The sequence below is a fragment of the Yersinia sp. 2545 StPb PI genome (genome assembly GCF_052217125.1).
GTDB classification, from domain to species: domain Bacteria; phylum Pseudomonadota; class Gammaproteobacteria; order Enterobacterales; family Enterobacteriaceae; genus Yersinia; species Yersinia enterocolitica_E.
Genome location: NZ_JAZGPY010000001.1, coordinates 1,591,984 through 1,617,400 on the forward strand (window position 1 = coordinate 1,591,984; position 25,417 = coordinate 1,617,400).

Below are 25,417 nucleotides of genomic sequence, written 5' to 3' on the forward strand. Positions count from 1 at the left end.
GTCAGTGACGAGAGGCGCTTTTATCTAAATCCGAATTATTCAACAAAGCCAGCTGGCGGTTACACCAACATTTAGCACACATTGGCTCATTCCAAATCTCAGTGACTTTCATGAGAAGCATCCTGAGATTGTCCTTAATTTAGTGGCGCTGACTACGCCTGCTGATTTTCTGAATTTGAAATACGATGCGGCAATTATGCGTGAGGATTTCTGTAGCCCGTGGGCTGAAAATGAGCACTTGTTTGAAGAAGAGCTAGTGCCTGTCTGCAGCCGGATGTTGTGGCAGGATGAGAAAAAAGTGATGCTTGCAGAGCAGTTGATGGATGAACTTACGTTGCTTCATCAAACAACTCGTTTAGATTCGTGGCATGACTGGTTTACATTATCAGGCGTTAATAGCCCTAAAGTACGAATGGGGCCACGTTTTGATCTTTTATCGATGCTGATTTCTGCTGTGCGCTCCAATCTTGGCATGGCGTTATTGCCCCGATTTGCTATTCACAAGGATTTGGAAAATGGTGATATGGTCATTCCATGTGATTTACCCATGAGCACCGGAAACCACTTTGTACTGACCTACAAAGAAGGTAAAAGAGGGTTGAGAAGCTTGCAAAAATTAAGTCGCTGGCTCCATGATAAATCTAAAGAGGAAGAGCTAAAAAGAGCATGGGTTAATTAATTTTTCAAAGCGACAGATAAAGAATTATATTTTATTTTTTAAAATAAAATATATGTTTTGAACGTAGGATTAAATTAATGTCGTGTTCTAAATTTACGATGATAATTGAGTTGTCGTATTTTTATGGCATATTACCATAGCGCAGCCATTTCTGGTTTGTGCCTATTTTTAATGGGTTATTACCTTGGTTTTTCTTTCTTTTTCGGCTGTGGAAATTGTTCTGGAGTTATTCACCAATACGCATTATGTGTTGCAGATAGAACAATTGCTTTTTATTTTACTCTATTAATAATAGCACGATGATACCAGCGACTTACTGAGGTTTTTTTATTCTTTGATTTTTTAAATACAAAGGGTCAGCGATATTTTCTTACTATTTCCCATTCAGCTAATCGAGTGAAAATAATGTATAAAAATGATTTTTTTTACCAAGATCTCTTCCCTCTGTCTGAGGACCGCACAGAATATTACTTGTTAACGGATAAGTATGTTTCCACTATCGAGGTTGATGGCAACGAAGTATTAAAAGTTGAACCTGAAGCGCTGACATTAGTCTCCCAGCAAGCGTTCCATGATGCCTCATTCTTCCTGCGCCCAGCACATCAGCAGCAAGTTTCTGCCATTTTGCATGATCCGCAAGCGAGCGAAAATGACAAATATGTCGCATTGCAATTATTGAGAAATTCGGAGATTTCAGCCAAAGGTATTTTGCCGAACTGCCAGGATACGGGCACATCCACCATTGTAGCGAAAAAAGGCCAACGGGTTTGGACTGATACTGATGATGCCGAAGCATTATCACGCGGCATCTATAACACCTTTCGCCAAGATAATCTGCGCTACTCACAAAATGCGGCGTTAGATATGTATAACGAAGTGAATACCGGTACCAATCTTCCTGGGCAAATTGATATTTTTGCTACCTCGGGTATGCAATATTCGTTCTTGTTTGTGAATAAGGGCGGCGGCTCCGCCAATAAAGCAGCGCTTTATCAGGAAACAAAAGCGGTGTTGGAACCGGCAAAACTCAAAGCCTTTTTAATTGAGAAAATGAAGAGCCTGGGAACGGCTGCTTGTCCTCCTTATCATATTGCTTTTGTTATAGGAGGTACCTCCGCAGAATTAACCTTGAAGACCGCTAAACTCGCCTCGACAAAATATTACGATAACTTACCTGGCGAGGGTAATGCGTTCGGTCAGGCTTTCCGTGATAAGGCTCTGGAAGAGGATCTGTTACAAGCTTCACGTGAATTTGGCTTGGGTGCTCAGTTTGGTGGCAAATATTTTGCACATGATGTTCGGGTTATTCGTTTGCCGCGTCATGGTGGCTCTTGCCCGATAGGGATGGCAATTTCATGTTCTTCTGATCGGAACATTAAAGCCAAAATTAATAAAGAGGGCATATGGTTGGAGAAATTAGAGCGCCACCCTGAGCGATATATTCCTGAAGATTTGCGGATTAATAACGAAGGGACGGTAATTAACATTGATCTTAACCGCCCGATGGATGAAATTCGTCAACAGCTTTCACTTTACCCGGTATCCACCCGCGTATCACTCAATGGCCCGTTAATTGTTGCCCGCGATATTGTGCATGCCAAGCTGCAACAGCGTTTGGAACAGAACCAGCCATTACCTCAATACATGAAAGATCATCCCGTCTATTATGCTGGACCTGCAAAAAAACCGGATGAATTGGTATCCGGCTCGATGGGGCCAACGACTGGAGGGCGCATGGATCCTTATGTCGATCTGTTCCAATCCCAGGGGGGCAGCTTAATCATGTTGGCAAAAGGCAATCGTAGCCAGCAAGTCACCGAATCATGCCATAAGCACGGTGGTTTCTATTTGGGCAGTATCGGCGGTTCTGCGGCCATTCTGGCGCAGGAGTATATCGAAAGTCTGGAATGCCTTGAGTATCCCGAGCTGGGAATGGAAGCTGTGTGGAAGATGGAAGTCAGGAACTTTCCGGCGTTCATACTCGTTGATGACAAAGGCAATTCATTCTTTGATCAAATTCAAATCAAGGCCTGTGCCGGTTGTCAGAAATAACGTTGTGTTGAGGAAACCACGATGTACGAAGAGCGTTATCAGCAGCGGCAGCAACATCTTAAACAACAGGTTGAGGAGCGGGTTGCTGCCGCGACAAAAAACGGCGGGATCATTATTGTATTTACCGGTAATGGCAAAGGGAAAAGTACCGCCGCATTTGGAACTGCAGCCAGAGCCGTTGGCCATGATATGCGGGTAGGTGTGCTTCAATTTATCAAGGGGGACTGGGAGTGTGGTGAACGTAACTTACTGGAGCGTAACGGGGTCGAATTTCATATCATGGCAACCGGTTTTACTTGGGATACCCAAGATAAAGCGGCGGATATCCAAGCGGCCAGACTAGTGTGGCAGCAGGGCGCGCGGATGTTATCTGACCCTGGTTACCAGCTTGTGGTTTTAGATGAGCTCACTTATATGCTCACTTACGGTTATTTGAGCTTGGATGCGGTGTTGGCGGCGTTAAAAAATCGGCCTGTACATCAAAGTGTGGTCATCACCGGGCGAGCCTGCCATCGGGAAATTATCGCACTGGCAGATACCGTTAGTGAGTTACGACCAGTGAAGCATGCATTTGATCATGGAATTAAGGCGCAGAAAGGTATCGATTGGTGATGGGAATCCGATTATGATAACTGCTACGCTTATTTATTCATCAATCTGTTGTTTTATGAAGCGGGATACAAATAATTTGTTGATAACGCTTGATTGTTTGTTCTGAGTTATACTATATTGCGCGCCAAGGAAACGTAGTAACGTTCCAAAAAATTTCGCCGGCATAGCTCAGTTGGTAGAGCAACTGACTTGTAATCAGTAGGTCCCGAGTTCGACTCTTGGTGCCGGCACCAATTAAAAACCCGTTATCTGAATAAGATAGCGGGTTTTTGCCTTTGTACTGCTGCCACTGCTGATTTTCTGCTGTCCCCCCTCCTGGGTTATTTCTTTTTGTGATCCCATTCTCTTTTTGTCTGTTCTCTGCTTGTTATCTATATTCAATTATTGTTGGCTGATCACAGCATGGGCGTTGAACGCCGAGCAGCAACCCAATGACTAAAAGCTATCAGGGAGTTGGCGGTATGGAGAATCGGCTAAACGTGCTATATCAGGCAGGGGTTATTGATAAGGACATCTGCGATGGCATGAAAAAGGTTGTCGCACAGTTGGAAACGGTATGGGCACTGCCGGTGCGCACGGAGCAGGGGGAAATGGCGCTCACGCATATGGCAAATGCATTAATGCGCAGTCGCCGTGGTGAGGAAGTTGGACCACTTGATGATGAATTGTTGGCTGAAATCAGAGCCTCTGACGCGTTTCCACAAATTTTACAGATCCATTTGGCGCTGCTGTCACGGTTTAATTTGGCCCTGCACCCGAATGAAGAGGGGTATTTATTAGCTAATCTGTTCAGCTTGTGGATGGCGCATAAAGGTTAATGCCAGTGAGTTTTGCCTTCATATTAAATATTCAAAAAAATGATTATTAGGCTTTTAATCTGATGGAGTCTAGCGGCAAGCTATGTCTCCCGGCCTTGCACCTAAGTCATTCGGTGTAGGTAAGTCAGTTTCCGTACTCAGATTTTTGTCACGGGTAGCGATGTGGCACTAGTTTTCGCTATTGTGTCTGGTCACCCAGTACTCGAAGCGCTGTATGACAGACTCGGCAATGTTATTCAGGGGGCAAGGTGAGTAAATTCGTGGTGGTAGTCATAGACAGCTTTGGTGTGGGAAGCATGGCCGATGTGCCTCAGGTCAGGCCGCAGGACCTCGGTGCGAATACCTGTGGGCATATTCTGGAGCGTTTTCCGCAATTGAGTCTAGCGACACTTGAACAATTGGGGCTCATCAACGCTCTGGGGTTCGCGCCGAACGTGATGAAACCTTCGCTAACGGCGGTGTACGGCAGGGCAGCGCTGCAACACGAAGGCGGTGACACCTTTATGGGGCATCAGGAAATACTGGGTACCCGCCCACAGTCACCGCTGCGTATGCCGTTTTCCGAGGTGATCGATAAGGTCGAGCAAAAACTGGTCGCGGCGGGTTGGCATGTCGAACGTCAGGGAAGCCGGTTGCAGTATCTGTTGGTAAATCAGGCCGCGGCGGTCGGTGATAACCTGGAAGCGGATCTCGGACAGGTGTTTAACATCAGCGCTAACCTGAGTGCGATTTCGTTTGCTGATGTCCGTGCCATTGGTGAGACAGTGCGTAGCTGTGTGAAGGTTGGGCGGGTGATTGCTTTTGGTGGCTTGCTAGCGAGCAATGAGCAGCTACTCGCTGCCGCAGAGGAGAAACAGGGTCGTTATATCGGGATTAATGCACCACGCTCAGGGGTTTATCAACAAGGATTTCAGGTCGTACATCTGGGCTATGGCGTAGATGCCAGCGTTCAAGTTCCACAGCAGCTCTATGATATTGGTATTCCAACGGTGCTGGTGGGCAAAGTGGCCGATATCGCACTCAATCCGCACGGTACCAACTATCAAAATCTGGTCGATACCCAGACCATCATGGATATCACCTTGGCGGAATTGCAAAAACCAGGAGATGGATTTATCTGCACTAACATTCAGGAAACCGATCTGGCGGGTCATGCACAGGATGTGGCGCGCTACGCCGAAAGGTTGCAGGTAGTGGATCAGAATCTGGCGATCTTGATGGGGCGAATGCAGCAGGATGATTGCCTGGTGGTGATGGCGGATCACGGTAATGACCCGACAATTGGGCATAGTAATCACACTCGCGAGAATGTGCCCTTACTGGTGTGGCGACCCGGTATTGCCGGAGGGGAGATTGGTTACCGCACAACGCTGTCTGATGTAGGGGCCACTGTTTGTGATTTCTTTAACGCGGCCCCGCCACAGAACGGCAGGTCCTTTATGGCGCAACTGTGCGCCTTATCTTCCTCACGGCCCGAGAGTTAGCATCATTGAGCGGCAGCATAATTGATGCTACGGGCTACATCTATGCGCAGGTATGTTTGCCCATTGCCGATACCTACCAGCACCGCGGGTTGTGCTGTGCTGGGGCGGTTTGCGGCAAACTGACATCGAATGCCCGCATATGTCGCCTAACAATCTGATACCGAAGCAATACTCACCGAGCTATTATTCGGTCGGTATATCAAAAAGTGCTGGGAACTAAAACGGGCCTATGTTCACCGCAATTGAGCCGATGCTAACTATTCTTCGCCAATTGAGCGACTAATCGATTAACGCCATCACTCATATTAGTAAATTTAGTCAGTTGGGTACGGGTCACTACGACGAAAACCCCAATGTTCTTTTCTGGAATCATCGCCATATAGGTAATAAATCCACCGCCACCACCGGTTTTTTGCATAATTCCTGGTAGTTCGGCATTAGGCGCCATGTAGACCCAGCCTAACCCCAGTGCGTCTGCCTGACCGGCAACATCCATACCTTTTAATGACACCAAATCACGACGTTGGAAATAGAGCGCCTGTTCACGTTTGGCTGAGCTTTTGCGCGCGCTGTTATCAGAAGCTAAGAATTGCTGCATCCAACGCTGCATATCTTCCGGTGTTGAGTAAATCCCACCACTTCCCGCCGCCGCAAGGGTGTTTTCACAACGACTACTGCCTACTCCGACCATCAGACGGTTACATTGTTCTGCCGTTGGGGTCAGGGTGGTGTTTTTCATCCCCAACGGAGCGGTGATTTTGTCACGCAGCAAACTGCTATAAGGCTTGCCTGATGCCCGTGACAGCGCATCGGCCAGCAAGTCGTAGGCCAAATTGGAGTAGGCGGCTTTAACCCCAGGCGGCACGGTGACCGTGGCCTGCTTCATCCATTGCCAGCGGTTATCTTTAGTCGGCCAGGTAAACACCGGCCTTTTTTGTGGGCCACCGGGTTGCTCGCGCGGCAGGCCACTGGTGTGGCTGGCTAGATTCAGCAAGGTAATCGGCTGTTTTGCGTTATAAGCAGGGACTCGTGCTCCCTTAGGTGCGTATTTTCGCAGGGGATCGGTCAATTTTACCGTGCCGTCATCGGCCAGTTTTACCATCACTTCACTGGTCATTAGCTTGGTAATTGATGCAATGCGAATCAGTGAGTCTGGCCGTGGACGCAGGTTGTTACCGGGTTTGGTTTCCCCAAAACTACGGTTTACCACTTGATTGTTATCAATAACCACCAGAGCCATTCCCATGGCACCACTGTTATAGAAAATATGTTCGGCATATTGATCAACAACTTGTGAGGTCAAAAGCTCTGTCTTGGCATCGCTGTGCAATGGAATAGTGAATAGAGCAGCGGCCAGTAGCGGGGCAGTGAAATGTTTCAACAATCTTTTATCCATGTTCAAAAACAAAGTAAGTGGTCGTGTGCTTATAGTAATCGGATATTGGCATAAAACATGCTGAAATTTTCAGACAGACGAAAAATTTACATTACCGGGAAGTACTTGCCGGGGGTCACGCCAAAAACGCACTGAAATTGATCAATAAAAGCGCTGAGGTTTTCGTAGCCGACATCCAACGCGACATGGGTCACGGGTATTTTCTCTGCCAGCATTTCCAGCGCGCGCATGAAACGTGCGCGTTGCCGCCAGTGGCTAAAACTATAGCCTGTCTCTGCGATGAAACGACGGCTCAGTGTTCGGGGTGACATTCCAGCCCAGTGTGCCCATTGATCCATTCTCTGTTTGTTAGCTAGGTCACTCAGTAACTCATGCGCGACCTTTATCAGCCGTGGATCTTGTGGCATTGGTAATTCAAATGGTTCGGCAGGTAATGATGCAATTTCGTCTAGCATCACCGCCATAATCCGCTGCTGGTTCTCAAGTAATTCCCCTCGGGGCCATTGCGCTGCGCGATTTACGGTTTCTCGTAATAAGCCACTTAATTGCATCGTTCGCGGCTGTAGCGGTAAAGACGCACAGACATCTTCGCGCAAATATACACTCCAGCCGTGAAAAGGGCCGTGCGAGCGGAAACCGTGCTGTTGATGAGGGGGAAGCCAGACCACATGTGTTGCCGGTACCACCCATTGACCCTCGGGTATGACGATAGTTAGCAAGCCATTTATTGCCGCTAATAATTGGCCCGCACTGTGGCGATGCGGCTGCGTCATTCGCGCTAGCTTGTCGTGACGCTGTACCACGGTCAATACTGGCATCGTTGTCAGCATCAGTTGTGAAGGATCAATTAAATGAGATTGCATGGCGTAAAAACCGTATTGAATGACTCAGATACGTTATCAAGGCCACAAGGATATTGCTAGTCTGGCATTCTCAGCATTGGCGCTGGATAACGGGAGTCACCATGATGAATTCGCAACAGGCAAAACAATTTCTCCAACAGGTATTTACTGCTTTGGTTGACTCGAGCTATAGCACCCAGGATGTTGCTGCATTTTTTTCGACCGATTATCAACAGCAAGCTGATGGTAATCAATTAGATTATGAGGCGTTTATTCGCCATGTGCAGGTGTTGAAAAGCACACTTGCTAGTGGAACCATCACGCTGGAAAAAGTGATGGCGGATGGTGATCAGATTGCCAGTGTGCATCTGGTTGATGTGGTCAAAAAGAGCGGGCAAAGGGTCTTGATGAAAGTTATCGCTTTTTACCGCATCGAACATGGGCTGATTCAGTGTGTTGAAGAATTGACACATCTGATCCACGGCGAAACTCAGGATCGTGATTTAGGATCGCGAGTTGCTCACTAGCGGGATATCGTTAAACGAATGAAATCCTGCGGTTAGTTGAGCAGAATCATAAGGTTATTCTACGTAATAAAAAACGCACCGGTGTTGGCCGATGCGTTTTGTGGTTAAAACCGAAAATCAATTAGCTTTCAGTCACAGGCTTTGGAGCCACATTGGATGATTCTTTCATGCCAAGGTGGTTGTTGCCCCAGCACTGTTCATATTTCCAACCGGTTAGTTCTTCAGCAACCGCTCTGGCATGGGCCGGAATATCTGCCATGGCACCGCCACCTTTAATCCGCTCAATCTCTTCTAGCAGGATTTTGTGATTATTACGGTCCAGTTTCATTTGCGTGGTGTAATAGATAGCCACCAGTGCCAGAGCGATAACGCCGATGGCAAATACCCCTACGATGGCTTGCACGGCAACTTCCGGTTGGCTCGATTGCCCGGAGACAAAACCAAAGCGACTTAATGTCCAGCCCATGGCGAAAACAATAATCGAACGTACCATTTTACCTGCAAAGGTCATGGCTCCGGCGTAGATCCCTTCACGGCGACGGCCGGTCAATACTTCGTCCACATCCGCCAGGAAGGTATAAACCGTCCACGGAATATAATAAATCCCCCCAGTGCTTAAACCGAAAACTGCGGTAATACAGAACAGTACAATGACAGTTGTTGTTTGCGACCAGCCAGTAAAATAGAGCGCAGCATAGGCAATCACACTGACAATAACCACTTGCAGAGCGATGCGGAACGGGCGAGCAAAGCCCATTTTGACGCAGATACCGATAAAGACGGCGGTGGAAATCAACTGCATTATTGAACTGAAACTATTGAGCTGAGAAACCAGTGCGGCATCTTGACCTAAACCAAAAATAATAAAGTAGGTAAATGCCGATGCGAATAACCACTCCGCGCCAAAGCCGAACAGATACATACCCAGATGCTTGCGGAAAATGCGCAGATGGAAAGTAGACGCCATATCAACACACAGCTTTTTCAGCGCCTGGCCGAAACTGCTGGTGGTTTCACGGACCACTTCGCTCGCTGGGCGTTCCCATGATGAGCTATAAAGCCAGATCATCGCGCAGCACATAATCAGACCGTAAGCGATACCGGTATAAAGGAAGGGGGTTGCAGAATCTTTACCGTAAATGGCAATAAACTGACCGGGAATAAAAGCGGCCAAAAAGTTTGCTACTTTACCGAAAATGGCTTTAGAACCAGTTAATTTGGAGCGTTTGGCAAAATCGGTGGTCATCTCGGTCGCCAATGTTTCATATGGCACCATGATGGAGGTATAAATCAGTTCAAACAGCGCGTAGGTCAGTAGGTAATACCAAAAGCCAAAACCGCTCATCCATAACATTGGATAGACAAGTACCAGCGGGATACCCAGTAAGATAAAGAAGCGACGACGACCAAAGATGCGGCCCAGTCTGGTGTTATAGAAGTTATCGGTGATATAACCCATTACTGGATTACTAATCGCATCAAGAATACTGGCGATTGAGAAAATAGTCGCAGCCTCTACGACTGATAGCCCGCAAAAGGTGGTGTAGAAATACATCAGCCAGGCTCCGCTGATTGCCAGTGCCCCACTTCCCAGTAAGTTGGCACTCCCGTACGCCAGCGTATGCCTTGTTGAAATCTGTTTACTCATTTTTACTGCCACCTAAAATTAAAACAATGTTTCATTAATAATGGATAATCGTTTTCTTTATAAAGGTATGGCGTTTATAAAAATGAGTGTTCGATCACGAAAAAGGGTTTTTCGGCCAGAAAAGGCGCCTATTACAGTAAAAATTGATATGAATCAAATTAGTAGCTAGGGTGGATATTCAGCAAAAAACAGAATATCCATGATAATGCGAATAATCGATAATGCCATTTTGTGACAATAATGACCGTGACACGTGTGGCAAGATTTTAACCAGCAGAATGAAAGACCATTACTAGAATTAGCGCTATTGCTTACAGTGTGAAAATATCACTTTTGTGAAAGGGCGAATTATTGCGGGCATAGCCCATGAATAAATGTTGGTTGCAATCGCGGCTGACAGTGAAGGACGTAGAATGGCAAAGAAAAACCCCTATTATGATGCCAGTAAGCCACACCACACTGAGTTTGGATTTCAGAATCTGGAGCCGGTTGTTCATCATCCACAAGATTTGAAGCGTTGGCGTGAAGAGCGAAAACGCCAGTCGCTACCAAAACCGCCGCAGCAAGGATATGCGCAGTTTGTCACTGATTGGTGGCAAGCGGCAGATTTTAGCGGGCAGCAGGATGCGTTGTGGTGGCTAGGCCATGCGTCACTGTTATTGCGGGTCAGTGGGAAAACGGTTTTGTTTGATCCGGTACTCTCCGGCCGTGCCTCGCCGCTCAATTTTTACGGGCCAGCACGGAGAACACCGGTACCTGCCAGCGTAAAAGAGTTACCCCATATAGATGTGGTAGTGATTTCTCACAACCATTACGACCATTTGGATGTGACAACGATTAGCCAATTATTGCGCCGCTTTCCTAAGCTGATTTTTCTGGCACCGTTAGGGTTAAAAAGTTGGTTACTACAGCAGGGTGCTCGCCATGTTCATGAACTGGATTGGTGGGATAAACACCTCGCAGCTGAATTTGAGTTTCATTGTGTACCGGCACGGCATTGGAGCATGCGTACCCCCTGGGATCGTAACCAAAGTTTGTGGTCTGGTTGGGTGGTCAAGCGTGATGATATTAACTTTTACTTTACCGGTGATACAGGTTATTGCCAGCAACTATTAACCATTGGCGAAAGGTTAGGGCCATTCAATTATGCCGCCTTGCCCATTGGTGCTTATGCCCCGCGGTGGTTTATGCAGGCCCAACATATGGATCCACAGCAGTCGGTGCAGTTATTTAAACAATTACAGCAGCCGATGACAGTACCGATTCATTGGGGGGTGTTTGAACTGGCTGACGAACCACTGGATGAACCACCACAACAACTCAAGCAGGCACTAACTGAAGCGGGTATGAAACACGACAATTTTGCACCGATTAAAATTGGTGCACGAATATTGCTGGGGTAGGGGGTTCAGTGGGTAGTTTTCAACCCACTGAAACCAATCGGTATTTTCTCTATTTATACCGATGCTGAACTAGATCCTAAATTGATTCACGGCACTGGTTAAATCAGCAGCCTGAGCTTGTAACGCCGCAGATGCTGCGGTGGATTCCTGCACCAATGCGGCATTTTGCTGCACCATGGTATCCAATTGCGCGACCGCACTATTTATTTCGTGGATGCCGCGCATTTGTTCATCGGCTGCGTTGGTTATTTCAGACATAATGGTGGTGACATCCGACACGCTGCTGACGATTTCGGTCATGGTATTACTGGCTTGACGTACCTGGCCGGAGCCAGATGCCACACTGCTGACTGTCGATTCGATCAGCGTTTTGATCTCTTTCGCTGCCTGTGCACTGCGCTGCGCCAATGTACGAACTTCCCCTGCGACCACAGCAAAACCGCGTCCTTGCTCACCCGCGCGTGCCGCTTCTACCGCCGCGTTAAGTGCCAGAATATTGGTTTGGAAAGCGATACCGTCGATCACACTGGTGATATCGCCGATCTTGCCAGATGCCGCTTCAATCGATTCGATTGTGGTGATGACTTTAGCTATCACGTCGCCACCACGTGAAGCATCGTTAGCCGCCGAAAGTACCGCAGTATTGGCCTGGCGCGCTGCGCTGGCGGAGTGGGCCACGGTTGCCGAGATTTGTTCCAACGCCGCCGAGGTTTGCTGCAAACTGGCGGCGGCAGACTCTGTGCGGCCCGACAGATCCTGATTACCTGCCGCTATCTCATTGGCTGCAATCCGTACTGATTCGCTGGTATCACGGATTTGCGCCATTACTACACTCAGTTTGTCGGCAAAATTGTTGAACGAAAGGGCTATTTTTGCCACTTCATCACGGCCTTCTACCGGCAGTCGCTGAGTTAAGTCTTCTGAGCCGGAGCTGATAGCATCCATGGCTTTATGCACATGGGTCAGCGGTGCCAGAGCACGTTTGGTAATGAGGCTAATAATGACAACAGCGATTAAAATAATAATCACCAGCGTCACCAGTGATGTGGTCAGTAACGACCGCATGCCGGTGGTAGCTTGAGCTTTGTCCAGGGCGACAACGGTAAACCATTGAGTCCCTGGTACTGCTTGGGCCAGCAGCAATTTACTGTTATCGCCAATATTGGCAGCGACAGGCTCAGTTGCTGTTAACAGTGTTTTAAGGTCCAGCGTCGGCGCAATATCGCTCAGTGGCTTAAGGGCTAGTTTCGCATCTTGATGAGCGATAATGGTGCCATCGGCATCGATTAACATACCAAAACTATCTTCAGTCGGGTGTATGGATTTCACGTTTGCAATCACGCTGTCCATGGTGACATCAGCAGCCAATACCCCTTTAACGCTGCCGTCCTGAATAATCGGCAATGCGAACGTTACCACTAACTGATTGGTTCCAGCATCAACATAGGGTGGGGTGACCACGGGTTTGCCCGCTTTTACCGCTTGTAGATACCATGGCCGCCCAGTGGGGTCGTAGCCGGCTGGAATACCATCGGGATTAGAAAAAATCGCGGTTTTGTTCGCGTAGCCGATATACACGTTGATGAAGTTACCTGCGGCTGCAACTTGTCGCAGTGCCGCTGTCGGGTCTGCCGTCAGTGCGCTGTCTTTTAGTGACACAATCATTTGTGTTTTGGAGGCAACCCAATCGGCGATCCCGACACCATGACTGGCGGTAACGGCGGTCAGGGTATTATCTATGGCACTATTGTTATATTTACTGGCAACCGAGTAGTTAAAATAGGTGTTAATGGCCAGAGAGCCTGCCACGATGATGATACAGGCAGCCAAGATACGTGAACGAATGGAATCAAGCATAGAGCGTCCTAAATAAGAGGGAAGGCATGATTCAAGTAACGGCTTGGCAGAGATAAACTTGAGCTGTGTCACAGTAACAAACTGTAATTAATACGCCATTGTTAATACTTCTTTATGTAACGGTGACAAAGTAGGTGGATTTTATTGACATCTATATTCAATAAAAACATAAGCTTGATTATTCCTTTCTGCTTCATTTGAAGGTAAAAATTCAAATAAAGTTGAAAAAAATAGTGACATCAAAAGGCTAAAATTAGCATCAATGCAGCTAAAGCAGCGGTTTTCAGGCTGCATTGATGCTGAGGGATGGCAGTAATAAGAGGGTGGTTAGATTAAAATTTATACTGCAAACCTATAGCGATAGTTTGATGTTGTTGAGCAATGCCGGCGCTATTAGCTACATTTGCAGAAACACCTGCACCAGTGTCGATGATTTGTGTATCTCCTTTTCCTTCGGCATGCCTGTTCCAGGACGCTTCAACAAATAATTTAGTGTTATCGGTGACGTAGTAGCCCGCATCAACCACTACTGCGTAATAGCGAGAGCCTTTGCTGCTGTCTTTAAATGAAAGTTGACGTAAATAGTGTTCATCATCACCATAGGCATTTACCCAACTGCTGTATTTCAGCAAGGTATTAAACTCAAATTTTTGATAATGATAGCTCCCGGCTAAGCCAAGATAGGGCATTTTAAACTTTTGCTTATAACCAATGCCGGTAACACTATCGGAACCTGTAAATAGGTTATTGCCTTTATTGTAATTATAGTTTCCACCATAAGATGTCCAGCTATTATTATTGCGCTGATAACCGGCCATCATACCAATACGGTAATTGTCTTGCTTTAAAAGCCAAAACTTTGCATTAAGATCGATTTCATTCGCATAATTTAAATTGGTTTTTTCGTGATGAGACCAATCAGTCCACTTAGATTGCCCTAACGTCTTCCAATCATAATCATCCATGACCCCCTTCCCGGATGATAATGTGGACCATCCGCGCGCGGTTAATGTTAACCGTGATAACAGATCCCATGATATATCCATTTTTACAATAGGCGTGTTTTCCGCTTTCCAATCTATCTGGCTTAGTTTGTGACCATTATATTGGCGCTGATAAACAAACTCTTGTGATTCTGCATTCAATAACCCCAATGAGGAGCTAATCGTCAGACCATCGTTTATATCTGAGTGATAGCTGGCTACTGCTGTATGGCAGGTGATAATCAGCGGTAATACAGCAACACTTCTCTTTACCCATCTATTCTTTTCCATCATTAACCTTTAATCCCTTTAAAAATAGAAGGTAAAAGTTAACATTGACGGGAGATTAATTTTTTAAAATAAAGATTAAAAGAAAATTAAACGTATTAAAAATATTACTTAATAATGGCGCACTATAATGCATTAATATGAGCCGGGCCTGATTACCCGGCTAAATGGTTTTCAAAACTCATTAACCAGCCATTCGTCGGCTTCATCAAACATTTCTTCAACCAACCGGTTCAGTACTGATTTTTCTTGTTTATTAGCATCAGTATTGATGCCATTGGCTTGCATTGGTTTAACCTTAACTTCAGCATCAGGAAACACCCGATGCACCCGCTTGGTTAACTCTGCCTTAATCATTTCAGCGGCGTTGGGTAGGCCGGCGACATTCCGTTTGTCATAAATCAATTCAACACGCATGGCTTTTTCCTGAATGAGTAAATACTGTATTAATATACAGCACTGGCGAGTGGCAGACAACGCTGTTTTACACGGATTGAGGCGAGAAAACGACTATTACTGATTTTTTAACGTCAATAAAATAACCGCAGGTGATTAATTGTGGGAATCACTGGCGGTTATTTTATGTGTGGGTGCTTATCTGATTGTTTATACAAGTGATTTATTTTTCCAACTACAACTGAGCACCGGTGTTTATCTAGATGGGGGCTAGTTTATTTCCAGCCAGCGAGCATCAACCACCACACCCAGTATCTTACAGTTGCCATTGAGTTCGATTAATCGATAGGAGGGATTCAATGGTTTCAAATACTTAACACCAGCATCAACAATGAGTTTCTTAAATGTTGCTTCGTTATCATCAGTCAGTTTGGCAATAACAAAATTACCGGGTAGCGGCTCTTTTTCCGGGTCAACCAGAATAATCATTCCTTCAGGAAAACTGATCCCTGAAGGCGATGTCATGGAGTCTCCTTTAACGCTGAGCCAAAAAGCGTTGTCATGGGCATTTTTGGTCGATTCAGGCCAGATTTCAATATCACGCAGCGTATAAGGCTCTATTGCCTCATACCAGTTACCTGCACTTATCCAACTGATTAACGGATAGCTGTTAGCAACTGATCCGGCCGGTTTATCATTTAGCCCATTACGCGCCGAGATCGATAAACTTTCGGCCATTTTCGCCAATTCTTTCGCCAGAGAAGGGCTAAAGCTGCTGATTGGTTCATTGAGTATTTTGGCAAAAGCAGCGGCGTTGGTCACATTGAGCGGATTTATGCCGTTAAGGAATTGGTTTACGGCACTTTGCCCAACCCCTAATTCGTGCGCGACAGACTCTTGGGATATACCCAGTACTTTTTTCTTGGCATTAAACAGCTCTTTCAGCCGCTTAGCGTCGTCTAACTGTTCTGGCGTCAATGGCTTCTTTTTCATCAGTCAATTTTATTACCGTTAGCAATAATATCCAATCATCTGCGGTGTTGACTATAAAATCACTTGCGGTAATAATCAATCAAAATATATCAGGGAAACGTATGAGATCGTTCTGGCACGCATCACTGCTATCCAGATATGTAGCATGGGTTGTTCCTGTTTATCACAAGAAGACGGCGGCCAGACTTACGGTGGTTTCCGTTGTTGAGCAATCGATAGGCTGAGGTGTCATCACGGTGCCCTGCCTTTTGTGGAGTAATTATTTATGAGTTCAATAAACGGTACACAAACCGGAAGCCACAGTAAGCAGAACCAAAACATGAGAGATATTCAATTAGTCCTGGCGCGCTGGGGAGTATGGGCAAGATATAGCTCCGGGCTGGATTATTCATCTATCGCTGCGGGCTTTAAGGGGTTATTGCCTGATACGTCTAAGAGTAAAGCCTCCTGTTGTGATGATGACGGTCTGGTTGTCGATGGTTGCGTTGCTCGATTAAAACAATACCGGCCAGATGAATATGAATTGATCATCCGTCACTATGTGCTTAATCAATCCAAGCGAGCAATTGCTCGTCAGCAGAAAAGAGATGAAAAACTGGTGCGAATTAATATGCAAATGGCGGAAGGCTTTGTTGATGGCTGCCTGGCAATGTTGAATGTGAAATTAACTATGGACCCTTTAATAGAGAATTTACATATTTATGAAGAAACACTCACGCGGTCCGCAAAAAGTGTATTAGTCTGACATTACTGGTTAGTTTGTTACGCAATTATCATAATTTAAAATCTCGCTTTGGTGAGGTTTTTTGTTTTTTAGTTGATGTGTATTTAATTAAAAATAAATCTATTTTTTATAAAAAAACACTAACGCGGTCCGCAAAAAGTATATTAGTCTGATATCACTGGTTCGTTACATACTGATTAAGAAAGAGGAAAGCCCCGCATGGTTGGGGCTTTCCTCTTTCTGTTAGTCATACGCGCAAGTGTATCGGCTTGGGAGGTATTAAATGAGTGAACAAAATCCACTGCCGTATTGGTGGGCAGGATCGCTTGCTCTATTTTCAGCGCTGAGTTTACAGGATTACATCTTTATTCTGGGTACTATTATTAGCGTAATATTTACCATCAAAACTTATTACGTTAATTTACGGGAAAAGGACGCAATAATTAAAGAAGAGCAGAGACGAACAGAAATTCTACGGGATTTTTTGCGTAATAAAACAGTGGCCGATATTCCAGCCGCAATTGCGGTATGTAATGACGCGCTACACAAAATGGAGAGCTGACATGACGCCTTCACTGCGTAAGAAAGTTTTGGGTGCCGCAGCCGGTGGAGCAGTAGCCATTGCCGGAACATTGCTGGGTGGGCACGATGGTTTTGAAGGACGTAAATACATCGCCTACAACGACGTAGTGGGCGTCATGACGCTGTGTGATGGTCACACTGGTAACGACATTATCCAGGGAAAACTGTATAGCGATCAACAGTGTGATGCGCTATTACAGCAGGATTTACTGGTGGTGAAAAAGTCGGTCGATGATGCGATACAGGTACCTGTGGGAGATTACACCCGCGCAGCGCTCTATTCATTTACCTATAACGTCGGTAAAACCGCATTTATCCACTCAACCTTATTAAAGAAACTCAATAGCGGAAATATAACCGGCGCATGCGGGGAGTTGCGGCGCTGGATTATGGCGGGTGGCAAGCGCTGGCAGGGTTTGGTTAATCGGCGTGAGATTGAACATGAACTTTGTCTGACACCGAACCTGACGGCAATAAAAGCGAAAGCCAGGGAGGGCAAATGAATAGGCGTGCCATCACCACGGTGTTGCTCGCGATATTACTCATGGGGCTGATGGCCAATACCTATCGCTTGAGTGCCAAACAGGTGCAGGAGCATGCGGAGTTACAGGCTGAACGAGTTGTTAATCAAACATTGGATAACACCATCGCTGCCTATCAGTTAAACGATGCGGCTAATCGGGCTGCCGTCGCACGGCAGTTGGAAAATGAAAGGGTATTGCGACATGAAACTGAGGATCGTCTCAAGCGTTTTGTGGCGGCAACCGCAACTGACAACTGCGCTGTCAGCCGTATGCCTGAGCCTGGCATTAGTATCTTGCGTGAATAAGCCGGCCCTTCAGGTGGTGAAATCCCCCTTATTACTGCCACCTGAGTCGGCGATGACCCAGTGTGAAATCCCGGAATTTGTTGGTTCCACATGGGGTGACAGTAGTTTATATGCGTTGGCACTCAAGCGAGAGTTACGCCTCTGTAAAGGACGGCTTGATGAGGTCATTCGTTGGCGTAATAACCAAATCGATAATCCACTACCGCCGTGAGACGACAAGCTTATCCCCGAACGGGGCAACCATTTACCAGGAGAATAACTATGACCGGTAGTAATGTCAGATATCTCATTTTTTATCAGGTGAGCCTATGAATGCTGCACTAATCAGGCAACTGGCCGCTGCCGCATTATTGGGCAAAACAGATGCGGAAGGTCGTATCTATTCAACTGATGCATGGCCGGTAACCACTTATCCAGCCATTTTGTTACAGACACCACTTGAAGTAAAAGAGTCTATTGGCCGCAATGTACCGCAGTTTAATACCATGACCACCTTACGCATTAGCGGACATATCCAACTAAGTGAGGCAGTAAATCGAGTCACGGAAGCGGCATCGGCACTTGAGCGTTTGTGTGAACAGATTCAACGGGCAGTGATTAACAGTTATGAACTGACTCGCCAGATTCATCAATTTGCCAAAGTGCGTACCACGATGGGTATCGATACCAGCAGCGAGCAACATTTTGCTGAAGTGAAAATAGAACTCGATCTTGAGTATTACCAAGGGCCGGAAGACTTCTTCCCAGTAGAAACCACGCCACTGACAGGTATCGACATTGCGATTGATATGCCTGATGGCACCACAGACCCGCTGATCGCCATCACCCTTTCGGAGTAACCCTATGTTTGTAAAACCGATGACTGGCCGCGCAGTGCGTGACCCGGTCAAGGGCACCTTTTTGCCTGAATCTGGCGCAGAGGTTCCTGATAACCCATTTTGGCACCGTCGTATTCAAGACGGTGATGTGGTGCAGGTTACGGTAAAAACAGCGAAACCTGCATTTTAAGTGTTAACAACGGAGAGTAAAAAATTATGACAATTCCTTTCACTAATATCCCGAGTAATCTGCGTACGCCACTGTTCTTTGCCGAGTTTGATAATTCCCAAGCTAACACAGCGAGCACCCCTCAACGGACTTTGATTATCGGGCAAACCCTGGCGGAAAGCACTTTGCCCGTCAATGTGCCGCTGCTGGTTTCATCTGTCGCCACCGTTGCCGGTTTGTGTGGTGCAGGTTCAATGCTACATGGGCAAATGGCAGCATATCTGGCCAATGACAGCGCTGGCGAAATCTATCTTCTACCATTGCGCGACTCTGAAGCTATGGTTGCTGCCATCGGTAAAATTACCGTGACGACCCCGGCATCAGCAACCGGTGTTATCTCACTGTATATCGCCGGTATTCGTGTACAAACCACGGTAGTGCCGACTGATGATGCCAATACCATCGCTCTGGCGCTGGCAGCGGCAATCGAGAGTAAACCTGAATTACCGGTAACGGTTGCCCATACTGGTGATGGCGTATCGGAAGGCGCTGTTGTGGTGCTAACAGCCAAAAACAAAGGAGCACATGGCAACAATATCGATCTGCGTTTGAATTATTTGGGGAGTGCCGGTGGAGAGACCACTCCGGAGAGTCTGGTGTTGTCGATCACCCCGATGGCAGGCGGTGCAGGCGCGCCTGAACTGGCAAGTGGCCTGGCAAACTTACAAGATCGTACCTTCGATTTCATTATCAACCCTTACACGGATACCGCGTCATTGGATGCCATCAAGGCATTCCTTTCTGATAGCACCGGGCGCTGGAGCTATAGTCAGCAACTGTATGGTCACAGCTTTGCCGCTCACTCCGGCACCTATGGTCAACTGACTGCGGCCGGTGAACTGCGTAATGACCAACATGCCTCATTGCTCGGGATCCATAACTCGCCGACACCGGCTTACCTCTGGTCAGCCGCGTATGTTGGTGCTATTGCACAAAGCTTGCGTAATGATCCCGGCCGCCCACTGCAAACGTTGGCAGTAAGTGGTGTATTGGCAGCGCCCCTTTCTAGCCGTTTTACCCTGACTGAGCGGAATAACTTGCTGCATAGCGGTATTTCAACCGTGACGGTGGCGGACGACGGGACAGTTCAAATCGAAAATATCATTACGACTTATCAGACCAACAAATACGGTGCTGCGGATGATAGTTATTTGCAAATTGAGACCTTGTTCTTATTGATGTTTGTCACGCGCTACCTACGAACTCAGGTGACCTCGAAGTTTGCTCGCATGAAGTTGGCTGCCGATGGTACCCGTTTTGCACCAGGCTCGGCCATCATCACGCCAAATACCATCCGTGCCGAGTTGATTGCTCAGTATCAGACCCTGGAATTTAATGGCTATGTTCAGGATGCCAAAGGTTTCGCCCGTGGCCTGATAGTTGAGAAAAATGCCAGTAATCCAAATCGTGTTGATGTGTTGTGGACCGGCGTGCTGATTAATCAGTTGCGTATCTTTGCGGTTCTCAATCAATTCCGTCTGCAAGCGGCTGTTTAACCCTTAGCCATTTAATGCACTAACAAAATAGGAAATAAATTATGAGCGATACTTCAAACCGCCTGGCAGGTACGGCTTATGTCACCGTTGATGGCATTACTATTATGGTGGCCGGTCAGTTCAAATACAGCCCTTCAAAGGTAAAACGTGAAACTGTCATGGGCATGGATGGGGTACATGGCTATAAAGAAACCGTGGTGGCACCGTCCATTTCCTGCACTATCCGTGACAGCGGCGGGGTCTCTATCAGTGATTTTAACGACCAGACCAATGTCAATATTGTCTGCGAATTGGCGAACGGCAAAACCATTATTGGTAGCGGCATGTGGTCGGTGAGCACGTTGGTGGTTGACAGCACTGAAGGCACGGTTGATGTGAGCTGGGAAGGCGGTTCGGTGACGGAGAATTGATATGACTGTACTGGAGCGCAGTAAAACTATTTCACTGGTGAAAGCCATTCAACACGACTCAACCAAGACCACCTACGAGGTGGTCGAGCTTAGTGAACCGACACTGTTGCAAGTACAGCAATTCTACGATGAGCAAACCAAGTCAGGTTCGCTCAGCGGTATGGGATTGCTGATAGCCTTGGTCTCAGGGGTGCCGCGTGAGGCTATCAAGAAAATGGCTTTTACCGACTATAAAGCCTGTGAGGTTTATATGATGGGTTTTTTAGCCTACTCCCCAACAGGGGGCGATGGCGCGAAATAATCGCTGACGTCACTTACTATTATAGCTGGGGGCCGGGCGATGCCTGGTCCCTGACCTACAGTAGCTTAATGTGGTGGTGCCAGCAGGCCGGGCGGATTAATAAAATTAAGGCTGGCAAAAATGGCTAATAAATACAATATGAATACGGTTTCTCCATTATCTAAAATACCACCTCAAATATTCAGTAACTATAAATTAGCTGGTGGTGGAAACACAATTATTGCTGTTGGAACTGCGGGAGTGGAATGGCTTAATAATGGTGCTGATGAGGCCCGTAAAATAAATACAGCGGCGAGGAACGTTAATGCACCTATTGATCAATTTAGTCAAATAAGTGGCGCTATGCGTATTCGAGGTGTTGAACAAATGGTTGCGATAAAATCAACTGAGCAGCTCTACAGCAATTTGAATAATATGCTATGGGGCCATAATGTTCAGGGGCTGGCGCAGCTACATGAGTATGGGTTTGACATTATCAGTAATGAAAATGGCACGGTGGATGCTACAGCAACAATAGCTAAAATTGCCGAGGATTTTCCACAAATGGCACCCCAAGTACAAAGTAAACTGACGAATGCTCTGAAAATAGACGGTAATACTATTGAGTTGCTGCGAGAGGGGGCGCAACTAAAAGATTTGCTGGCTAAATCTACTCTATTTGGCCTAACTATTGATCCTGAGCTTAATATACAATTGACAGAGTTAGACCAGAACACCGATGAGTTAAGTGCTGCTTGGGATGGTCTGAAAGATAAGCTATCTAACATCGGATACGAAATTCTTGTCTCTGATGGCTCAGTGGCTGATGGCATTGGTGGTTTAACTGACACGCTGACTTATGGTCCAGATAATTTTGCCATAATGCGTACTTTAGGGGTAATCAGTGGTAATGATTCGGCGAAAATGCGATGGGCATATAATAATACAGATTTTAAAAAACAACTTAATTGGTATGAAATAACCATGCTTAATAGCGGTCTTATGACTGATGGATTTCGTAAGAAATATCAGGATCATATTAAGCCCAATGATGCAGAGAAAATAAATTATCAGACTGAAAGTGCGGGTGATATTTCCGGACGTCGGCCAATTAAAATTGAGTCCACTCCATTAACCGATCTTTTTAATCTGGGATCCGGGGTTGAAGTTGAAACTCAAACACAAACGCAGAACACCTGGAGCAACAATCGCATAACTGAATTCGGTGCTGAAGATCCCTATTCCCTTAGCCCCTCATCTTCTCTTGTACCAGATAATAATATAGGCAGCATCCCTACAGCTGAATCACCTTTTTATACTGACTCAGTGGGGGGCTTTAACGTTAATGCTATTGCTGATGTTATCGCTACCGCGATGCAGAACAATCGGGTGCAGATTGAATTGACGTTAATCGACAGTCGAAGCGGTGAAAGCTTAGTAATCCCAACTCAGGGAGGCAGCAGAATAGCTCACGCCATGCAGATGTAATTCCCTATTAATATCCGTAAAAATTAACCAATCAGCATATCGATATAACCCGCTCCGGCGGGTTTTTTATTTCCTAACGTCTACTACTGGACAGGAGAACGAAATGTCACTTATCAATAACGCACTATCAGCGCTCTTGGGAGGAAGCGACGACAGTTGGCAATGGTCGGAACACCTCCATCAAGCCTCCTTTCGGGGAGTGCCCTTCGTGGTCCTGAATAGCAAGGGCAGTTTTGGTCGTCGTCAGGCAGTGCACACTTACCCTTATCGCGATACCAGCTATATCGAGGATTTGGGGCGCAGTACGCGGAACATTGTTTTAACTGGATTTTTGGTACAAAACAGCCAGATCTACGCCGCACCTGATGTAATGACTCAGCGCGATTCATTGATCGCAGCTTGTGAAATGGCCGGGCCAGGGACATTGGTCCACCCAACCTTGGGTGAGATGACTGTCAGCATCGCTGACACGGGGCTGAAAATTGATGAAGGTGTTGGCAGCGAGCGGGTATTCGCGTTCAGCTTAACCGTTATCGAATCCGGCTTACGTGCCTTTGCCATCACCGGTATGGCTGAAATGAGCGCGTCTGCGCACTCCTCTTGGCTGGGATTGAGCGCCAAAGCAGTCGCTGGTTTTATCTCAACGGTAAAAGGAGAGATGCGCTCCGCCACTCAGGTAATAAAAACCTTGAAAAGTACGGCGGAATTTTGGAGCCGAATGGTAACGAATACTGCCAATGAGGCCAGTAATCTGGGTAACGCACTGCGCTCAACCTTTGGCCGAAACCGTTATGGCCGCTTTAACCACGGTACTGTCGGTGGCAGCAGTTCGGGCGTGACGGAAGCTGTGAACCAGCAAAGTGATACCACCAACTTACCCATGTTAGTGGCGCAACGGCTGGCGTTTATCGTCGAAGGGCGAGCGGCAATCAGTGCTGCCGTGAATGAGTTACTTGCGACTAACAGTGTTGAGGGGCATGCCGACAAGTTACTCACTCTGGTTAACACGCTGCTAAATGGTGGTTTTAGCACACTGGATGTTATCCGCATGATGGAAAGCCTGACAGCGGCTCACTACGACGCCTTCCGAGCCAATAGCAGTGATATCGCAATTGCTGACGCCAGCCATCATTTAATGATGACTTTATGCGCCGGAGGGATGGCCATCGCGGCGGCGCAGTATCAACCGGAAAGTTATGACGATGCTGTCGCTGTACTTGGCAGGGTCAGTAAGGTGATTGATAGCTCAGCACTGGCCGCCGCCGATCGCGGCAATGATGAAACCTACCGTGCGCTGATGCAAATGCGCGAATCTATCGTGGCGCTATTGCAACAGTCCGGGGCGAATTTATCTCGCATCAACGAGGTTAGTTTTAACCGCTCACTACCCGCGCTGATGCTGGCGAATCGGTTATATCAGGATGCGCTACGTGGTGATGCACTAGTGAAAATGGCGAATCCGATTCATCCGGCATTTATGCCAATTCGATTTAGGGCATTGAATCTATGAATAATAAAATGCCAAGTGATGACTTAACACTGGAGGTAGGTGGCAGAGCGATCACCGGTTGGAGCAAAGTTCAGGTCACGCGGAGCATTGAAAAATTACCCAGTAGCTTTGAGTTATCGCTGATGGATCGTTATCCCGCCAGTGGAGGGCAGCAGTGGATTAACCCTGGTGCTCCTTGCGTGGTTAAGTTGGGTAATGATGCCGTGTTAAACGGCTATATTGACAGTTGGGATTGCGCCATTGCGGCCACAACGCACCAAGTCAGTGCCTCGGGGCGTGGTAAGTGCCAGGATCTGGTGGATTGCTCCGCTGAGTGGACAAACAGCGTAATTAGCCAGTCCACGGTGTTGCAGATTGCGCAAAAGCTGTCCGAACCTTACGGCATCAAAGTGACCTCTGATATTACTGATATGACCATTGTGCCGAAATTCACCCTGAATTGGGGGGAAACGGCGCAAGCGGTTATTGATCATGTCACGCGTTCCGCTGCATTGCTCTATTACGACCAGCCGGATGGCAACTTATATCTGACCCGCGCTGGAACGCATAAAGCGGCAAGCGGTGTGGCGCAGGGCATCAATATTCTCAATGCCAACCTTCATACCGATATCAATCAACGCTTTGTTGATTACACCGGCGTGGTGCTCTCTTCCAATGCCGCAGCCAGGCATTCTGCCTCGGGTGGGGATAACACCTCGGTGCGAGCTACCACGCGAGACACACTATTGGCCGAACAATTTCCGGCCCGCCATCGTAACCGGGTCATTATCGTCGAAAGTACCGTGAACTCGCCACATTTGCTGAAAGATTGCATCGAATGGGAAATGAACCGCCGCTCTGGTCGCGCCAACGTCTTGACAGTGCAAGTTGACAGTTGGCGCGATCGCGATGGCCGGCTATGGGAAGTTAATACATTGATTCCCATTACTATTCCAGCATTTGGGCTTAATGATGAGCTGTGGCTACTCTCGGAAGTGGTTTATGCCAAAGATGAGAAAGGGACGACGAGCAAAATGACCCTGATGCCACCTGCTGCCTTCACATTCCAGCCTTACAACATTAAGTGACATAGG

At 47.0% G+C, this 25,417-nt stretch carries 26 protein-coding genes, 1 tRNA gene and 1 pseudogene; 21 read left to right on the top strand and 7 right to left on the bottom strand.

Annotation, left to right across the window (positions count from 1 at the left end; genetic code table 11):
* Positions 1 to 40 precede the first annotated feature (40 nt).
* The 6 genes and pseudogenes from V1955_RS07260 to V1955_RS07285 form a co-directional block, all read left to right on the top strand.
* A pseudogene (locus V1955_RS07260) lies at positions 41 to 679 on the top strand (LysR substrate-binding domain-containing protein); the annotation flags it as partial.
* A 405-nt stretch (positions 680 to 1,084) separates the two neighbouring features.
* Entirely contained in the window at positions 1,085 to 2,731 is a 1,647-nt protein-coding gene (locus V1955_RS07265) for a fumarate hydratase (RefSeq protein ID WP_442820715.1), read from the top strand.
* A 21-nt stretch (positions 2,732 to 2,752) separates the two neighbouring features.
* Positions 2,753 to 3,343 (top strand): cob(I)yrinic acid a,c-diamide adenosyltransferase, encoded by a 591-nt coding sequence (gene cobO / locus V1955_RS07270; protein ID WP_083158316.1) that lies wholly within the window; start codon positions 2,753 to 2,755, stop codon positions 3,341 to 3,343.
* A 157-nt stretch (positions 3,344 to 3,500) separates the two neighbouring features.
* Positions 3,501 to 3,576: transfer RNA gene (locus V1955_RS07275), tRNA-Thr, on the top strand.
* Between the two features lie 228 nt (positions 3,577 to 3,804).
* Entirely contained in the window at positions 3,805 to 4,161 is a 357-nt protein-coding gene (locus tag V1955_RS07280; RefSeq protein ID WP_442821429.1) for a PRD domain-containing protein, read from the top strand.
* Between the two features lie 248 nt (positions 4,162 to 4,409).
* On the top strand, positions 4,410 to 5,645 hold the full coding sequence (locus tag V1955_RS07285) for a phosphopentomutase (RefSeq protein WP_083158318.1): 1,236 nt from the start codon (positions 4,410 to 4,412) through the stop codon (positions 5,643 to 5,645).
* Between the two features lie 253 nt (positions 5,646 to 5,898).
* Here V1955_RS07285 and ampH read toward each other — a convergent pair whose 3' ends face one another.
* Positions 5,899 to 7,041 carry a D-alanyl-D-alanine-carboxypeptidase/endopeptidase AmpH gene (gene ampH / locus V1955_RS07290; RefSeq protein WP_372559427.1) on the bottom strand — a complete coding sequence of 381 codons (1,143 nt, stop codon included), beginning with the start codon at positions 7,039 to 7,041 and terminating at the stop codon, positions 5,899 to 5,901.
* An 86-nt stretch (positions 7,042 to 7,127) separates the two neighbouring features.
* The gene (locus V1955_RS07295; RefSeq protein WP_442820716.1) at positions 7,128 to 7,904 is read right to left on the bottom strand and encodes an AraC family transcriptional regulator; all 777 of its coding nucleotides are present in this window, start codon (positions 7,902 to 7,904) and stop codon (positions 7,128 to 7,130) included.
* Between the two features lie 101 nt (positions 7,905 to 8,005).
* On the opposite strand from V1955_RS07295, the gene V1955_RS07300 reads away from it, so the two are divergent.
* Positions 8,006 to 8,410: a nuclear transport factor 2 family protein gene (locus tag V1955_RS07300; RefSeq protein WP_083158320.1), complete on the top strand. Its 405-nt coding sequence runs from the start codon at positions 8,006 to 8,008 to the stop codon at positions 8,408 to 8,410.
* Between the two features lie 121 nt (positions 8,411 to 8,531).
* Here V1955_RS07300 and V1955_RS07305 read toward each other — a convergent pair whose 3' ends face one another.
* Positions 8,532 to 10,058: an MFS transporter gene (locus V1955_RS07305; protein ID WP_083158321.1), complete on the bottom strand. Its 1,527-nt coding sequence runs from the start codon at positions 10,056 to 10,058 to the stop codon at positions 8,532 to 8,534.
* A 374-nt stretch (positions 10,059 to 10,432) separates the two neighbouring features.
* Between V1955_RS07305 and V1955_RS07310 the strand changes: the two genes are divergently transcribed.
* Positions 10,433 to 11,461: an MBL fold metallo-hydrolase gene (locus tag V1955_RS07310; RefSeq protein ID WP_083158322.1), complete on the top strand. Its 1,029-nt coding sequence runs from the start codon at positions 10,433 to 10,435 to the stop codon at positions 11,459 to 11,461.
* 69 nt (positions 11,462 to 11,530) lie between these two features.
* On the opposite strand, the gene V1955_RS07315 is transcribed toward V1955_RS07310, so the two are convergent.
* The 4 genes from V1955_RS07315 to V1955_RS07330 all read right to left on the bottom strand — a co-directional run bounded on the left by V1955_RS07315 (position 11,531) and on the right by V1955_RS07330 (position 15,978).
* Entirely contained in the window at positions 11,531 to 13,318 is a 1,788-nt protein-coding gene (locus V1955_RS07315; protein ID WP_442820717.1) for a methyl-accepting chemotaxis protein, read from the bottom strand.
* Between the two features lie 332 nt (positions 13,319 to 13,650).
* Positions 13,651 to 14,595, bottom strand: coding sequence for an omptin family outer membrane protease (locus V1955_RS07320; protein WP_420073585.1), 945 nt, complete (start codon positions 14,593 to 14,595; stop codon positions 13,651 to 13,653).
* 168 nt (positions 14,596 to 14,763) lie between these two features.
* Positions 14,764 to 15,006, bottom strand: coding sequence for a DinI family protein (locus tag V1955_RS07325; protein WP_005190119.1), 243 nt, complete (start codon positions 15,004 to 15,006; stop codon positions 14,764 to 14,766).
* A 249-nt stretch (positions 15,007 to 15,255) separates the two neighbouring features.
* Positions 15,256 to 15,978: a LexA family protein gene (locus tag V1955_RS07330; protein ID WP_083158325.1), complete on the bottom strand. Its 723-nt coding sequence runs from the start codon at positions 15,976 to 15,978 to the stop codon at positions 15,256 to 15,258.
* 319 nt (positions 15,979 to 16,297) lie between these two features.
* On the opposite strand from V1955_RS07330, the gene V1955_RS07335 reads away from it, so the two are divergent.
* From V1955_RS07335 to V1955_RS07395, 13 genes are all read left to right on the top strand, one after another.
* Positions 16,298 to 16,723 carry an antiterminator Q family protein gene (locus V1955_RS07335; protein WP_372569899.1) on the top strand — a complete coding sequence of 142 codons (426 nt, stop codon included), beginning with the start codon at positions 16,298 to 16,300 and terminating at the stop codon, positions 16,721 to 16,723.
* 262 nt (positions 16,724 to 16,985) lie between these two features.
* Positions 16,986 to 17,264, top strand: a complete 279-nt coding sequence (locus tag V1955_RS07340; protein ID WP_083158327.1) for a hypothetical protein — start codon at positions 16,986 to 16,988, stop codon at positions 17,262 to 17,264.
* A 1-nt stretch (position 17,265) separates the two neighbouring features.
* Entirely contained in the window at positions 17,266 to 17,787 is a 522-nt protein-coding gene (locus V1955_RS07345) for a lysozyme (protein ID WP_083158328.1), read from the top strand.
* Positions 17,784 to 18,113, top strand: coding sequence for a DUF2570 domain-containing protein (locus V1955_RS07350; RefSeq protein WP_083158329.1), 330 nt, complete (start codon positions 17,784 to 17,786; stop codon positions 18,111 to 18,113). Before V1955_RS07345 ends, V1955_RS07350 begins: the two co-directional genes overlap by 4 nt.
* Complete coding sequence (gene lysC, locus V1955_RS07355; RefSeq protein WP_083158330.1) at positions 18,106 to 18,324, top strand: Rz1-like lysis system protein LysC; 219 nt, start codon at positions 18,106 to 18,108, stop codon at positions 18,322 to 18,324. The genes V1955_RS07350 and lysC overlap by 8 nt, the downstream gene beginning before the upstream one ends.
* A gap of 97 nt (positions 18,325 to 18,421) precedes the next feature.
* The gene (locus V1955_RS07360; RefSeq protein ID WP_442820718.1) at positions 18,422 to 18,952 is read left to right on the top strand and encodes an ATP-binding protein; all 531 of its coding nucleotides are present in this window, start codon (positions 18,422 to 18,424) and stop codon (positions 18,950 to 18,952) included.
* Positions 18,953 to 18,956: 4 nt separating this feature from the next.
* Positions 18,957 to 19,121: a DUF2635 domain-containing protein gene (locus V1955_RS07365; RefSeq protein ID WP_071843434.1), complete on the top strand. Its 165-nt coding sequence runs from the start codon at positions 18,957 to 18,959 to the stop codon at positions 19,119 to 19,121.
* Between the two features lie 26 nt (positions 19,122 to 19,147).
* Positions 19,148 to 20,656 carry a phage tail sheath subtilisin-like domain-containing protein gene (locus V1955_RS07370; protein WP_372569357.1) on the top strand — a complete coding sequence of 503 codons (1,509 nt, stop codon included), beginning with the start codon at positions 19,148 to 19,150 and terminating at the stop codon, positions 20,654 to 20,656.
* Between the two features lie 41 nt (positions 20,657 to 20,697).
* Complete coding sequence (locus tag V1955_RS07375; protein WP_042568284.1) at positions 20,698 to 21,066, top strand: phage tail tube protein; 369 nt, start codon at positions 20,698 to 20,700, stop codon at positions 21,064 to 21,066.
* A 1-nt stretch (position 21,067) separates the two neighbouring features.
* Positions 21,068 to 21,367, top strand: coding sequence for a phage tail assembly protein (locus V1955_RS07380; protein ID WP_442820719.1), 300 nt, complete (start codon positions 21,068 to 21,070; stop codon positions 21,365 to 21,367).
* Between the two features lie 120 nt (positions 21,368 to 21,487).
* Positions 21,488 to 22,834, top strand: a complete 1,347-nt coding sequence (locus V1955_RS07385; protein ID WP_442820720.1) for a chemotaxis protein — start codon at positions 21,488 to 21,490, stop codon at positions 22,832 to 22,834.
* A gap of 103 nt (positions 22,835 to 22,937) precedes the next feature.
* Positions 22,938 to 24,344, top strand: a complete 1,407-nt coding sequence (locus tag V1955_RS07390; RefSeq protein ID WP_442820721.1) for a DNA circularization protein — start codon at positions 22,938 to 22,940, stop codon at positions 24,342 to 24,344.
* Positions 24,341 to 25,411 carry a phage baseplate assembly protein gene (locus V1955_RS07395; RefSeq protein ID WP_442820722.1) on the top strand — a complete coding sequence of 357 codons (1,071 nt, stop codon included), beginning with the start codon at positions 24,341 to 24,343 and terminating at the stop codon, positions 25,409 to 25,411. The genes V1955_RS07390 and V1955_RS07395 overlap by 4 nt, the downstream gene beginning before the upstream one ends.
* The last annotated feature ends 6 nt before the right edge of the window (positions 25,412 to 25,417 follow it).